At 63.9% G+C, this 14,264-nt stretch carries 10 protein-coding genes; 4 read left to right on the top strand and 6 right to left on the bottom strand.

Annotated elements, in window-relative coordinates:
* Positions 1–15 precede the first annotated feature (15 nt).
* Positions 16–1,296: a DNA repair protein RadA gene (radA, locus tag GXP34_01580; GenBank protein ID NOY54656.1), complete on the bottom strand. Its 1,281-nt coding sequence runs from the start codon at positions 1,294–1,296 to the stop codon at positions 16–18.
* Between the two features lie 176 nt (positions 1,297–1,472).
* Between radA and GXP34_01575 the strand changes: the two genes are divergently transcribed.
* Positions 1,473–2,363 carry a hypothetical protein gene (locus tag GXP34_01575; protein NOY54655.1) on the top strand — a complete coding sequence of 297 codons (891 nt, stop codon included), beginning with the start codon at positions 1,473–1,475 and terminating at the stop codon, positions 2,361–2,363.
* A gap of 247 nt (positions 2,364–2,610) precedes the next feature.
* On the opposite strand, the gene GXP34_01570 is transcribed toward GXP34_01575, so the two are convergent.
* The 5 genes from GXP34_01570 to GXP34_01550 all read right to left on the bottom strand — a co-directional run bounded on the left by GXP34_01570 (position 2,611) and on the right by GXP34_01550 (position 10,456).
* Entirely contained in the window at positions 2,611–3,876 is a 1,266-nt protein-coding gene (locus GXP34_01570; protein ID NOY54654.1) for an ABC transporter permease, read from the bottom strand.
* Entirely contained in the window at positions 3,873–4,985 is a 1,113-nt protein-coding gene (locus tag GXP34_01565) for an ABC transporter permease (protein NOY54653.1), read from the bottom strand. Before GXP34_01565 ends, GXP34_01570 begins: the two co-directional genes overlap by 4 nt.
* Positions 4,982–6,487 (bottom strand): ABC transporter ATP-binding protein, encoded by a 1,506-nt coding sequence (locus GXP34_01560; GenBank protein NOY54652.1) that lies wholly within the window; start codon positions 6,485–6,487, stop codon positions 4,982–4,984. The genes GXP34_01565 and GXP34_01560 overlap by 4 nt, the downstream gene beginning before the upstream one ends.
* 102 nt (positions 6,488–6,589) lie before the next feature.
* On the bottom strand, positions 6,590–7,711 hold the full coding sequence (locus tag GXP34_01555; GenBank protein ID NOY54651.1) for a BMP family ABC transporter substrate-binding protein: 1,122 nt from the start codon (positions 7,709–7,711) through the stop codon (positions 6,590–6,592).
* 252 nt (positions 7,712–7,963) lie between these two features.
* Positions 7,964–10,456, bottom strand: coding sequence for an ATP-dependent Clp protease ATP-binding subunit (locus GXP34_01550; protein ID NOY54650.1), 2,493 nt, complete (start codon positions 10,454–10,456; stop codon positions 7,964–7,966).
* 255 nt (positions 10,457–10,711) lie between these two features.
* Between GXP34_01550 and GXP34_01545 the strand changes: the two genes are divergently transcribed.
* The 3 genes from GXP34_01545 to GXP34_01535 all read left to right on the top strand — a co-directional run bounded on the left by GXP34_01545 (position 10,712) and on the right by GXP34_01535 (position 14,226).
* Positions 10,712–11,704: a polyprenyl synthetase family protein gene (locus GXP34_01545; GenBank protein ID NOY54649.1), complete on the top strand. Its 993-nt coding sequence runs from the start codon at positions 10,712–10,714 to the stop codon at positions 11,702–11,704.
* Between the two features lie 81 nt (positions 11,705–11,785).
* On the top strand, positions 11,786–12,985 hold the full coding sequence (locus GXP34_01540; protein ID NOY54648.1) for a hypothetical protein: 1,200 nt from the start codon (positions 11,786–11,788) through the stop codon (positions 12,983–12,985).
* Between the two features lie 143 nt (positions 12,986–13,128).
* On the top strand, positions 13,129–14,226 hold the full coding sequence (locus GXP34_01535) for an aminotransferase class I/II-fold pyridoxal phosphate-dependent enzyme (GenBank protein ID NOY54647.1): 1,098 nt from the start codon (positions 13,129–13,131) through the stop codon (positions 14,224–14,226).
* Positions 14,227–14,264: the final 38 nt, after the last annotated feature.

Genomic DNA, 14,264 nt, shown 5'->3' with positions numbered 1-14,264 from the left:
AAGAGGGGCACCGTGTCAGCCGAACGCCTTCTCCAACGCGTCGCGCAGACTGGAAGGGGCACCGCTCCTCGGGCCGACGACTCGTTCGATACCCAGACGGGCCGACTCTTCCCGGCGCCTTCGCTCGTGGGCGACCGGACGGACCTCGCCGGTCAGGCCGATCTCACCCCACGACGCGAGCGATCCCAGCGGCCGATCGAGCAGGGAAGATGCAAGCGCGAGCGCGACCGGAAGGTCGGCCCCCGGCTCGGAGACCCGAATCCCGCCAACGACGTTGACGTACACCTCGTGCGCCGAGAAGCCGAGGCCCGCGTGGCGCTCCATGACGGCGAGAAGCTGATGGACGCGTGCCGGTTGGAGGCCACGGACACTGCGTCGGGGCTGCGGCACCGAACTCGGCGACACGAGGGCCTGAACTTCGACGAGAACCGGGCGTCTCCCCTCGACCGTCGGAAACACGACCGTCCCCGCCGAGGAGCCCCTCCAGTCGGAGAGAAACGCCGCAGATGGGTCCTCGACCTCCGCGAGACCCTCGCTCCGCATCTCGAACAGGCCGAGTCGATGGGTCGGTCCGAACCGGTTCTTCAGCCCCCGCAGAGCGCGCAACCCCATGTTGCTCTCACCCTCGAGGTACAAGACGACGTCGACCATGTGCTCCAGCGTCTTGGGACCTGCAATGCCTCCGTCCTTGGTTATGTGCCCGACGAGCACCGCAGCGGTGGCATGCTCCTTCGCATGTTGGATGACTCTGGCCGCACACTCTCTGACCTGGGAGACCGAACCGGGCACGGATCCGACTCCGGGAGCGGAGACCGTCTGGATGGAGTCGACGATGAGCAGATCCGGCCGCATCGCGTCGGCCGCGGCAAGGATGGCATCGATGTCGGAATCGGCAACGAGTGACACCCGTGGAGAATCCACGCCCAGGCGCTTGGCCCGCAGCCCGACCTGATGTGAAGACTCCTCCGCGGTCGCGATGAGCACGCTGCGCCCTGTCCCGGCGAACGATCCTGCAGCCTGCAGAAGAAGGGTGGATTTGCCGACGCCGGGTTCGCCACCGAGGAGCAGCACCGCCCCGGGGACGATCCCACCTCCGAGCACCCGGTCGATCTCACCGATGCCGACCGGAGAGCGATCACCTGCCGAGGCTGCCGCGGACGCGACCGGGACGACTTCCGGTGGCGCAGCGCGCCGTGTAGCTCGATCCTCGACCAGCGCCTCTCTCGAACCACACTGAGGACAGAACCCCATCCACTTCGCGGATCGATGTCCACACGACGAACAGAGATACTTCATGTGGAGGTGATGCTACCGACGCAGAGTGACACGAAAGATGGCGATCACGGCAAGCGCGACGAGCGCGAGAAGGAGAAAACCGCCGACAAGATTGCCGGCCGTCCAAGTTTCCGCCGTTCTGATCGCGAGAGATGGCACGCACGTGGCAGAATAGCAACTGAACGAGGAAGGCACCGTTGGCACAGATCACATGCAGCAACTGTGGAGAGGTCTTCGAGGAACAGGAGTTCTGTCCCAACTGCGGACAGTGGATCGGCTCGATCCAATCCGCGGGATACGAAACGTTCGACCTCGATGAGCCTCCAGAGGGCCAAGAGATCGAACCGATTGTCTCGGTCTCCCCGATGGTCGACGCTGTGATCTGCCCCTCATGTGGAGCCTCCAACCCGTCCACGAACCGTCACTGTGAGCAGTGTGGCGCCCGCATCACCCAAGGTCCACTGCCGGTCGCTCCCCAGCCCATGATCCGCACCACCGCCGGAGCGCGCGCCCTCGCAGTGATCTTCGGGACGGTCGCGGTCGTAGCCATCCTCGCGTTCGCGGTCAACTCGCTGCTCGGCAACAAGACTCCTGCAGTCCCACCGACGTCCTCCACCACATCGACGACCGTGGCTGCGATCCCGGTGAAGATCGTCCCGATCGACTGGCGCTGCTCCAGTGAGCTCAACGAAAGCCTCTCCTGTGACAACCTCTTCGACGGTCAAGACAGCACGTACTGGAACGACGCCTCGGCAAAGGGCAAGGGCGCCGAGATCGAAGTGACGTTCGCACAGGCGTACGCGCTGCAGACGATCGTCTTCAAGAACGTCTCGGACGACAAGAAGTTCAAGATGAACTACAGGGTCAAAGGTTTCGAGATCGATTTCGATGATCTACCGGACGCCCCGTTCATCGACCAACTCGAAGACACAAAGAGGGCGCAGCCCATCGCGGTGACGAGCTTCAGCACGACCCAGATCACCTTCAAGGTCACCTCGACGTATGCGTCACAGTCCGTCGACGGTAAGACCCCGTACAACGAGCTGGCGATCGCCGAACTGGAATTCTGGGGCCGCCCGACCAAGTGACCCCGGTTCTCGGTTGATACGAGGTCATCCGTCGGGAACGCTTCGACGGTTGCCGAGAAAGTATTTCGTATTTCGTATCGCAACCTGCCCGGCACCAAGACCGTAGGGCGAGCGTCGCGGCTTCTGCCGGTACCAAGTACCAAGTACCAAGTACCAAGTACCAAGTACCAAGTACCAAGTACCAAGTACCAAGTACCAAGTACCAAGCACCAAGCACCAAGCACCAAGCACGAGGTACCAAGAAAAGCTAGACCGCTTCCCCTTTCCGGTATCGCAGGCCATCGGCCGCGGGCATGCGAAGCCGCTGCGTGGCAAGCCCCAGCACCAACAGCGTCGTGAGGTGCGGCGTGAAGGCGATGAACTGTGTGGGGACGACAGGGACCGTGAGATACAGGATGAGGAACACCACGGCGAAGAACCCCGTCGCTGCCGCCGGGATCCAGCTACGCCGGTAGAGCATCCAGAACAACAGCACCGCGAGCAGCACGGCGATGAACAACAAGAGCGCGTGCACGGCCTCTTCGGATCGCAGCCGGAGGGCGTCGGCGAATCCGAACAGTGACGCGCCGGCCAGCGCTCCCGCAGGGTTCCAGTTTCCGAAGATCAGCGCGGCGAGACCGATGTAGCCTCGCCCTGCGGTCTGGCCCTCCCGATAGATACCGGCCTGCACGAGGACCAGCATCGTGCCTCCCAGACCGGCCATCGCTCCGGAAATGACAACGCCGTAGTACTTCATCTTCAGCACCGACACACCCAGCGACTCGGCAGAGTACGGATTCTCCCCGCACGAACGCAGCCGGAGACCCCACGGTGTCTTCCACAACAGCCATATCGTTGCGGGGACGAGAAGCAGAGCCAGCACCGTCAACCAGGACAGACCGCCGGTCAACCCGCGCAGCAACCCTCCCATGTCCGAGAGGAAGAACCAATGATGCGCTTCGAGCCATCCGAAGAAGTCGGGGCTCTTCCAACCGAAGAGTTTCCCGCCCGCCAGGAAGGGCACACTGAACGTCCCGACCCCCGACACGTGCGGCGACTGGGTGGCACCACCGCCGCTGTCCGGCGCGTAGGACACCGCCGACAGGAAGCGCATGCCCCCTGCGGCCAGGATGTTGATCGCCACCCCCGACACGATATGGTCGACGGCGAAGGTAACGGTCGCGATGGCGTGGATCAGACCGCCCATCGCCCCGCCGAGGATGCCGAAGAGGACACCCCACCAGGGATTCCCGAACTGCCACGCGCCCCACGCACTGAACCAGGTGCCCATGATCATCATGCCTTCGAGACCGATGTTGACGACACCGGATCGTTCCGAGTACACGGCACCGAGACCGGCAAGCATGATCGGCATCGCCATCCGAAGTGCCGCACCGAACGTTCCATGTGACGTCAGCTCCTGCGTACCGGCGATGGATTGCACGACGGCGAGAACGAGGATCCCCGAAGACCCCCACAGGGTCGCGGCCCACAGCCTGCGTCCCAGCTTCGTCTTCGGCTGCCAGATCTTCATGCCACCTTCTCCAGGTCCGCCTTCGCCGCCTCTGCTGCAGCGGTGACCTCTTGGCGCTGGGTCATGCGCGTGACGATCTCGTAGGCGATCACGACGGCGAGCACGACGACCCCCTGGATGATCGTCACGATCTCTCTCGGGATGCCCTTCAGATCGAGGATCAGCGCGGAACGATCCATGAGAGCGAAGAGGAACGCGCCGAACGCAATACCCACCGGATGGTTCCTTCCCAGCAACGCGACGGCGATGCCCGTAAACCCGAGTCCCGTCGAGAAATCCTGGGTATACCTGTGAAAGAAGCCGAGGAGCGGTGAGATGCCGACGAGTCCGGCGAGCGCCCCGGAGAGGAGCATCGTCTGGACCACCATCCGGTCCGGATTGACGCCGCTCATCCGTGCCGCGTCGGGGTTGATGCCGGAAGACCGCAGCTCGAATCCGTACCGGCTGCGCCAGACGAGCAGGTAGTAGATGATCCCGACAACGATCGCGACGAGCAGAAAGCCCTGCATGGAGGGACCGGGAGGCGGTTTCAATCCGATGGCGCTCATCAGAGGATTCAACGACGGGAACCAGGCGCTGTGCGGCAGCTCTGCCGTCTTGATGTTCAGGTCCCCCGGATCGACCTTTCGGAAGAAGTTCGCCAGGAGCCAGGCAACCAGCCCGACCGCGATCACATTGAGCATGATCGTGCTGATCACCTCATGAACGCCCCGCTTGACCTTCAAGACGCCGGCGATGCCGGACCACAGGGCTCCGACGACCATCGCGACCAAGATGATGAAGAGAACGTGCAGCACCGGAGGCAGGTTGACAAGTGCTCCGAAGTAGGCGGCGAACACGGCCGCCAGAAGGTACTGGCCTTCCACACCGATGTTGAACAGTCCCATCTTGAACCCGATGGCGACGGCCAGGCCGGAGAGGAACAGCGGCACCGTCCGGTTGGCGATGGAGACCAGCGACGCCTCACTCCAGGCGAACTTGCCCATCTCCGCGAACGCCGTGAACGGGTTGACTCCCACCAGCAGCAAGGCGGCGGACGCGACGACGAACGAGAACGCCAGTGCTCCGATCGGCGCCAGGAGACTCATCAGCATTCGGCGCACCTTCATGTCGCACTCCTCACACCGGTCATGTAGGACCCGAGTTCCTCGGGCGTCGCGGTCTTCGGATCGAGCTGTGCAACCAGTCGTCCGCGCAAGATCACATACAGCGTGTCCGAAAGACCGATGAGCTCTTCCAGATCGGCAGAGATCAACAGCACGGCCAGCCCCGCGGCACGGGCGCGACGCAGCTCCTCCCAGACCGACGCCTGGGCGCCGACGTCGATCCCGCGCGTCGGCTGTGCTGCGATCAGCACGGCCGGTTCCGCCAACATCTCGCGTCCGACGATCAGCTTCTGCTGGTTTCCACCCGACAGGGCCATGGCCGGAACGTCGACTCCCGGAGTCTTGACACCGTAGGACGAGATGATCTCGGCGGTGCGCCTGCGGGCGCCCACACGATCGATCCAGAACCCGCGACTGAACGGCGGGACCGTCTGATGCCCCAGCATGGCGTTCTCCCACAGCGGCTCCGACAGCAGCAGCCCCTGGCGCTGCCGATCCTCGGGGATGAGACCGAGCCCCGCCTCACGCCGTCGGAGGTTGGTCCACCCCGTGATGTCGGTACCAAGCAGCTCGACGGTTCCCTGTTCGAGAGTGAGCATCCCCATCAACGCTTCGACGAGCGGGGCCTGACCGTTGCCCTCCACTCCCGCGACCCCGACGATCTCGCCTTGGCGGATGGTGAACGACACGTCTTCGAGGATCACCCTGTCGGTCTCTTCGGACCGAACCGTCAGGCCCTCGACCCTCAGGAGAACCTTCTCCTGAATGGTGGATTCGCGCGTCTCCGGCGTCGGGAGCTCACTGCCGACCATCATCTCTGCGAGCCGACGGGCGTCCACGTCGCTCGGCAGGACCGTGTCGATCGTCTTCCCGTGACGGATGACGGTGATGGCATCTGCAATCGTGAGCACTTCATCGAGCTTGTGTGAGATAAAGATGATCGTGACGCCTTCGCGGGTCAGGTCTCGCATGGACTCGAAGAGTTCGTCGACCTCCTGCGGCACGAGGACCGCAGTCGGCTCGTCGAGAATCAGGATCCGGGCCCCGCGGAAGAGGACCTTGAGGATCTCGACCCGCTGGCGCTCACCGACCGAAAGCTCCTCGACGAGCACGTCCGGGTCCACGGTGAGACCGTACGCGCTCGAGTGCTCCTCGAGCCTGGCCTTCGCACCCTTGAAGTCGATCTCCAGCCCGGAGCGCGGCTCGGCGCCCAGCACGATGTTCTCGAGCACCGTGAGCTGGTCGGCGAGCATGAAATGTTGGTGGACCATGCCGATGCCGGCCTTGATCGCGTCTTTCGGACTGCGAAAACGAACCTCGTCGCCCCCCACGAAGATCTGGCCCTCGTCGGGGGCCTGCATCCCGTAGAGGATCTTCATCAACGTCGACTTGCCGGCTCCGTTCTCACCCACGACGGCGTGGACTTCGGCCGGCATGACCTGCAGATTCACCTGATCATTCGCGACGACGCCGGGGAATCGTTTCGTGATGCCCCGCAGTTCCACCGCCGGGGCGCCGCCCTGTGATCCTGCCACTGTCGTCCGTTCGCGAAGAGAGGTCCGAGGCTAGCGCCTCGGACCTCTCGGCTCCACTTGGTGGATCGAGGGTTACGGGGTGGTCGGAACGGTGATTTCGCCCGAAATGATCTTCGCTTTGAAGTCCTCGAGTTGCGGCACGATGTCATCGATGAAACCACCGGAGGTGGCATATCCGACGCCGTCGTCTGCAAGGTTGAAGACGTGGACGCCGGCGGTGAAGGTTCCATTGACGAAATCCTGCACCGTGTCGTACACGGCCGTGTCCACACGCTTGAGCATCGACGTGAGAATGTACGGCTGGAGTTCGGCACCGACACCGAGGTACTGGTCAGAGTCGACACCGATCGCCCACACATGCGTGTCGTTCGATTCGGAGTACTCCCTCGCGGCCTCAAAAACGCCGCCACCGGAACCACCCGCTGCGTGGTACACGACGTCCGCGCCCTGCTGGTACATCGCCAGCGCGGCTTCCTTGCCCTTGGCAGGATCGCCGAACCCACTGAAGTCCGGCGGCTGCGTCAGGTACTGAGTCATGACATCGATGTCAGGATTCACCGCCTTGGCTCCGGCAATGTAACCGGCTTCGAACTTCTTGATGAGGTCGACCTCGACACCACCGATGAAGCCGATCTTGCCGGTCTTGGACTTGAGCGCGGCAGCGGCGCCGACCAGGAACGAGCCCTGCTCTTCTGCAAATACGAGCGAAGCAACATTCGGCGCATCGACGACCGAGTCGACGATCGCGTACTGGATGTTCGGGTAGTCCGCGGCGGTGGCGGTAACCCCGTCGGCAAAGGCGAACCCTATGGCGAACACGAGCGGGTCACCGGCCTCGGACAGCAACCGGAGGTTCTCTTCACGGTTCTCGCCGCCTGACGTCGGCTCGAGCTCCTGAGTATCAATGCCGAAATCGGCCTTGGCCTTGTCCAGACCGCGGGCGGCCGCATCGTTGAACGACTTGTCGCCGCGTCCACCGATGTCGTAGGCCATGCCGACCGTGATCCCCGCGCCGGGCAGCGGTGCGGCCGTAGTCGTCGTCGCAGGTGCCGCCGTCGTTCCGGGTGCTGCCGTTGTCGTGGTCTCCGCCGTGCCGGAACATGCCGCAGCAATGAGCGCAAATACCACGAGCACCAACAGCGCTCTATTTCGAATCTTCAACACGCCCTCCTGAGTAGTGGGTAGTGGGGCCATAGGGCCCAGAATTACGAATGAGTGTAGCCACTCCCGGCGCAAGCGAAGAAGCGGGACGGCCGATCAGACGGCCTCCGGAGAGGCTCGCAGTGGGAGGTACCTGGTACCTGGTATTCGGCATCGCGGCCTCATGTCGACCCAACACCGTGCGGCGAGCGTCGCGGCGCCGCGCTACGTGCAAACCGTGGACGATCCGAGGGCTGCCCGGTACGAAGTACGAAGTACGAAATACCGACCCGGTGGCCGCCGGGCTCAGCCTTCGGAGCCCGCCAGTTCCACGGGCGGCTGGTCGGGTGCTTCGATCTCCTCGAAATCGAGGACATCCGAACCTTCGGTACGGTCGACCACGATCGTGCTGCCTGCCTTGAAGTCGCGCTTCAAGACACGCTCGGAGAGCGGATCCTCCAGCAGCCGTTGAATCGCTCGACGCAGCGGCCTGGCTCCGAGTTCGGGATCGTAGCCGCGTCTTGCCAGGTGCTCTTTGGCGGCATCGCTCAAGACGAGTTCGAGGCTTCGCGACCTGAGCTGGTCCCGCACTCTCACGAGCATGAGATCGATGATCTCCTTGACCTCCTCGACGGCGAGCTCGTGGAACACGATCACCTCATCGATACGGTTGAGGAACTCGGGTCGGAAATGCTTCTTGAGCTCGTCGTGGATCTTGTCCCGCATCATCTCGTAGTTGACCTCGCCGGAACCGGCCACGAACCCGACCGCCTTCTTGCGGAGGTCTGCGGTCCCGAGATTGGACGTCATGATGATGACGGTGTTCTTGAAGTCCACCTGACGGCCCTGCGCATCGGTGAGACGTCCGTCTTCGAGAATCTGCAACAGCGTGTTGAACACATCCGGGTGAGCCTTCTCGATCTCGTCGAACAGCACGACGGAGAAAGGTTTGCGCCGTACCGCCTCGGTGAGCTGGCCACCCTCGTCGTAGCCGACGTATCCGGGCGGCGAGCCGACGAGACGGCTGACCGTGTGCTTCTCCATGTACTCGGACATGTCGAGCTGGATGAGTGCGTCTTCGTCACCGAACAGGAACTCGGCGAGGGCCTTCCCCGTCTCGGTCTTCCCCACCCCGGAGGGTCCGAGGAAGATGAAGGAACCGGCAGGACGCTTGGGGTCCTTCAACCCGGCGCGGGTACGGCGGATCGCCTTCGAGACCGCCACGATGGCGTCGTGCTGGCCGATGATCCGTTCGTGCAGCTTCTCTTCCATGTGGATGAGCCGCTCGGTCTCCTCTTCGGTCAACCGATGAACCGGGATCCCCGTCCATTGTGCGAGGACCTCTGCGATCTCCTCTTCGTCGATCACCCAGGCTGCAGGCGCTCCGCTCGCCTTGAGCGCCTGTTCACGCTCGGCACGCTCTGTGATGAGCTGACGCTCCTGATCTCGAAGCTGTGCGGCACGTTCGAACTGCTGAGAGCGGACGGCTTCGGCCTTCTGGCCGCGAACATCCTGAATCCGGACGTCGACGTCTTTGAGATCGGGCGACGACCCGCTCCGCGTGATCCGCATCCGGCTGCCCGCCTCGTCGATCAGGTCGATCGCCTTGTCGGGAAGGTGCCGGTCGGAGATGTAACGGTCCGCCAGGTTCGCCGCGCTCACCAGGGCGTCGTCCGTATAGCGAACACTGTGGTGTTCCTCGTACCGATCCTTGAGACCTTCGAGAATCTGAATCGTCTCGGCGACGTCTGGCTCATCCACCTGTACCGGCTGGAAGCGCCGTTCGAGGGCGGAATCCTTCTCCAGGTATTTGCGGTACTCCTCCAGCGTCGTCGCGCCGATCGTCTGCAACTCGCCGCGAGCCAGCATCGGTTTGAGGATGCTCGCCGCGTCGATGGCGCCTTCTGCGGCACCCGCGCCGACGAGGGTGTGGATCTCATCGATGAACAGCAGGATGTCGCCGCGACCCTTGATCTCCTTCAAGACCTTCTTGAGACGTTCTTCGAAGTCGCCGCGATACCGCGATCCCGCCACCAGTGCACCGAGGTCGAGGGTGTACACCTGCTTGCCGCGCAAGGTCTCAGGGACCTCGCCCGCGACGATGCGCTGTCCGAGACCTTCGACGATGGCGGTCTTGCCGACTCCCGGTTCGCCGATGAGGACCGGATTGTTCTTCGTTCGGCGAGACAGGATCTGCATCACCCGCTCTATCTCCCGCTGACGCCCGATCACGGGATCGAGTTTGTGCTCACGGGCAAGCTGGGTGAGGTTCCGGCCGAACTGGTCGAGAATCGTGGAGCCCGAACCGGAGGTCTCGCGTCCGGAGCCGCCGCTCCCCTGCGCGGACGAACGTTCTTCACCTTGCACGCCGGAGAGCAGCTGGATGACGGCCTGTCGAACCCGTGGAAGATCGGCGTTCAGATTCTGGAGCACCTGCGTGGCGACACCTTCGCCTTCGCGAATGAGGCCGAGAAGGATGTGCTCTGTGCCGATGTAATTGTGGCCGAGTTGCAGCGCCTCTCGCAGAGACAGTTCGAGAACCTTCTTCGCCCGAGGCGTGAACGGAATGTGTCCACTCGGAGCCTGCTGACCCTGGCCGATGATCTCCACGACCTGAGTCCGGACCCCGTCGAGGTTCACACCGAGCGACTGGAGTGCCTGGGCGGCGATCCCCTCACCCTCATGGATCAGACCAAGGAGAATGTGCTCTGTGCCGATGTAGTTGTGGTTGAGTAGGCGCGCCTCTTCCTGGGCGAGAACCACGACTCTGCGAGCCCGGTCTGTGAATCGCTCGAACACGGCCTTGTGCCTCCTATTCCTTACCCCCAAACAGATGGGGGAGGCAACTTCAGAGTATAGCGATGGCCCTTTCTAACTCGACCGCAGGGTACCTCGTCACACGCACCTGCACCCGCTATAGGGCTCATCGACACGATAGCCATTCCAACTGAGCCGTATTCTGGAAGCGAACGGTTCGATCGTGTCGTGCAATGCCCGGCGTCGGTCCCCTTCCCAGCGATCGCTACCATGCTGGCTCAACGACGGAGAACCCGAGTGGACACACCAAAACTCGAGAACCTGGTCCCGATTCCTGCCGTCTGGGACCGCATGCGGCGTGTCGAGACGCGCTTGGCCGAAGTGTCGATGTCGAGCTACGAGTTCCTCACCGACATCGCGCAACACCTCCTGCTCGCCGGCGGGAAACGCTTCCGCCCCCTCCTCGCGCAGATCGCAGGTGAGTTCGGGCGATCGATCGACGATCGTGTCGTCGACGCGGGCGTCGCCGTCGAGTTCATCCACGTTGGCAGCCTCTACCACGACGATGTCATCGACGAGGCGGAGACCCGTCGGGGAACGGGCTCTGTGAACACCAACTGGGGGAACACGGTCGCGATCCTTGCCGGCGATTTCCTCATGGCCCGCGCGACGGAGCTCGCTGCGGACTCGCTCGGGCGCGACGCCGTTCGACTTCTCTCCCGCACCTATGCGGAACTCGTCGAGGGGCAGACGTTGGAGCTGCAGTTGGACTTCGATCTCGATCATGGACCGGACGAGTACTACCGGGTCGTGGAGATGAAGACGGCATCGCTGATCCGGGCGTCGGCCCGCGTGGGGGCGATGGCAGCCGACGCGACACCCGCCACGGTCGAGGCGCTGAGTGCGTGGGCACGGGAGCTGGGCATCATCTTCCAGATCACCGACGATGCGCTCGATCTGGTCGCCACCGACGAGTTCCTCGGAAAGCCGGCGGGGTCGGACATCGGCGAAGGCAAGTTCACGCTGCCCCTGCTCTACGCGCTCGAAGGAGCCGACGGACCCCACATCCGAGAGCTCTTGGCCGATCGCCCGTACGCGGCCGGAACGATCAACGAAGTCATCCGCATCGTCCGGGCCGGCGGTTTCGTCGATCAGGTGCTCGACGAGGCGCGCACGAGATCCCTGGCGGCAGCCTCGATCGCCGCCGATCTTGCACCCATCCCCTCCAGGAATGTGCTGGCCGGCCTCGGCGACTACCTGCTGGCCCAGGTCGAGCAGGCACGCTCGTAGGGCCCGGTACCGGAGTTCGGTGCCGGTCTCCTGAAACATCCTCACGCAAAGGTCGGGTGATGACCCCGTACACTGACCTGTATGGACTTCCCTCTCATCATCGCCATCGCAATCGGCATCGGCATCCTGTCTCTGGTCTCGAACAGGCAGGTCACCGCGACGTGGCGAGGGGCGGCTCGCCTGCTCGGCGTCGCCTATCAGAAGAAGAGTGCCATGGCCCCTCCGAGGATCGAAGGTGAGGTCGAAGGACTTGGCCTCACGATCGAGGTGCGCTCATCCGGCAACACGAAATCGACGAGGTATCGCGTTCGGTACCCGTCGCTCGGCGTAGGCCTGCAGGTGACCCGCAAGACCGGGCTCTCGAAGGTCTCGGAGTTCCTGGGAGCCCAGGACGCAGAGACGGGAGACGAGGCGTTCGACGAGGTGTTCACGGTCAAGACCAGCGACCCGGAGCGACTGGCGACCGTGTTTACCCCTCCGATGCGCCAGGCGGTGCGCGAACTCCTGGTCACACTCCCGGCGGCGAAGATCACCGATGACACCATCGTGTTCGAGCGCAGGATCTTCGAACGCAAGCTCGACAGGATCGTGAAGACCGCGCGCCTTCTCCTCGCCACGGGAACGGTCCTCGCACAACGCGAGCACATGCCAACGAACAGAGTCGGCTCCAGCTACGACGACTCGACTCCGCCGGCACCGGACCTGTTCCAGCCGTGGGACGGGCTGGAGCTTCTTGCCGAGGAGCCGCCGGCCGAAGTGGTCTCTTCCGAGGAGATACTCGATTCGGAGACGGGCGAGTTCGTGACGATCTCCCCACCGGCCGAAGTGGTCACTTCCGAAGAGATACTCGACTCGGAGACGGGCGAGTTCGTGACGATCTCCCCACCGGCCGAACCAAGCGACACCGTCCCCGAGCCCACACCCGACACCCCGCCGGTCGGACCCAAACCGCTCGATGTCGCCGATGTGCTCTTCGGAGGTCATCTGCTCAGCTTTCAGATGGCGGCGATATTCGAAGAACGGTACGCCGGACGGCAGATCCGCTGGAACGGCACCGTGGCCGGGCGGTCGGAATCAGGTGTGACGGTCGACGTCGGGTCCATCGACACCGATCTGTTCGGGCCACTGACCGTCAAGGTGATCGTGGCGTCGGCCGCGGCAGCGCGCTTCCAACCCGGGGACGCGGTGATCGTCACAGGCACGCTGTCGGGCATCGATGGGTTCGAACGCACGCTCGCCGTCGACGGCGAGCTGACCGATCCTCGCAGATACGGGGCTTGACCACAGACCCGAACCGACGCCGGAGCGGTCGCCACGCCGACCACGAGTCACGTGGTCGCGCCCACACGAGTGTCACCGGCGTGTGAGCTACCCTCCGACGTGTGAAAGCCTCCCGCCGATCCGAAGTCGCTCCGTTCTACGTGATGGAGGTGATGAAAGCCGCCGCAGAGCGGGAACGGACCACCGGCGACGTGCTCCACCTCGAAGTCGGCCAGCCATCGACGCCCGCACCGACCCGGGTGCGCGAGACCGCCGCGAAGGCGCTGGAGACCGAACGGCTCGGCTACACGAATGCCACCGGCATCCCGGAGCTTCGCGACCGGATCGCGACCCACTACAGGGAGACGTACGGCGTCGATGTGCCGGCCGAACGTGTCGCGGTGACGGTCGGAGCGTCAGGAGGGTTCGTGCTCGCAACGCTCGCCGCGTTCGACGCCGGAGATCGGGTGGCGATCACCGAACCCGGCTATGGGGCGTACCGCAACATCCTCGAAGCGTTGGACGTCGCGGTCGTGCCGATCCCGGTCGGTCCCGATACGAGGTTCAATCCGACACCGAGACTGCTCGACGCCGTAGGGCCCCTCGACGGTCTCGTGGTCGCCAGCCCCGCGAACCCGACCGGAACGATCCTCACGACCGCAGAGATGCGAACCCTCGCCGCCTATGCGGAGGAACGAGGCATCCGCATGCTGTCGGACGAGATCTACCACGGAATCACGTACGGACCGGCGGCACCGACGGCCGCCGCACACTCCGAATCGGCCGTCATCGTGCAGAGCTTCTCCAAGTACTACTCGATGACGGGATGGCGCCTCGGGTGGCTGATCCTGCCCGACGGCCTCGTTCGTCCCGTGGAGCGACTCGCCCAGAACCTGTTCATCTCCGCTCCGGCGCTCTCCCAGGTCGCGGCGGTGGCCGCGTTCGACTCCACGGCGGAGCTCGACGCCAACGTCGCCCGCTACGCGGCGAACCGCCGGATCCTCATCGAAGGTCTCGCCGCATGCGGGATCACACGACTCGCCCCCGCCGAAGGCGCCTTCTACATCTACGCCGACGTCTCGCACATCACCGACGACAGCCAGGAGCTCTGCCGCACGTGGCTGGAGAAGACCGGCGTGGCGGCCACGCCGGGAATCGACTTCGACCCGGCAAAGGGGAACCGGTTTGTGCGGTTCTCCTACGCGGAGTCGACGGCGGACATCACCGAAGCGGTGCGAAGACTCAAAACCCTGTTCTCGTGACGGTTGACGGGAATTATCCCATCGAAGCGTCACGAGAA

Source organism: Actinomycetota bacterium, from assembly GCA_013152275.1.
Lineage (GTDB): Bacteria > Actinomycetota > Acidimicrobiia > Spongiisociales > UBA4744 > BMS3Bbin01.
The sequence above is the reverse complement of the archived record's forward strand: the minus strand, read 5'-3'. Positions and strand labels throughout refer to the sequence as shown.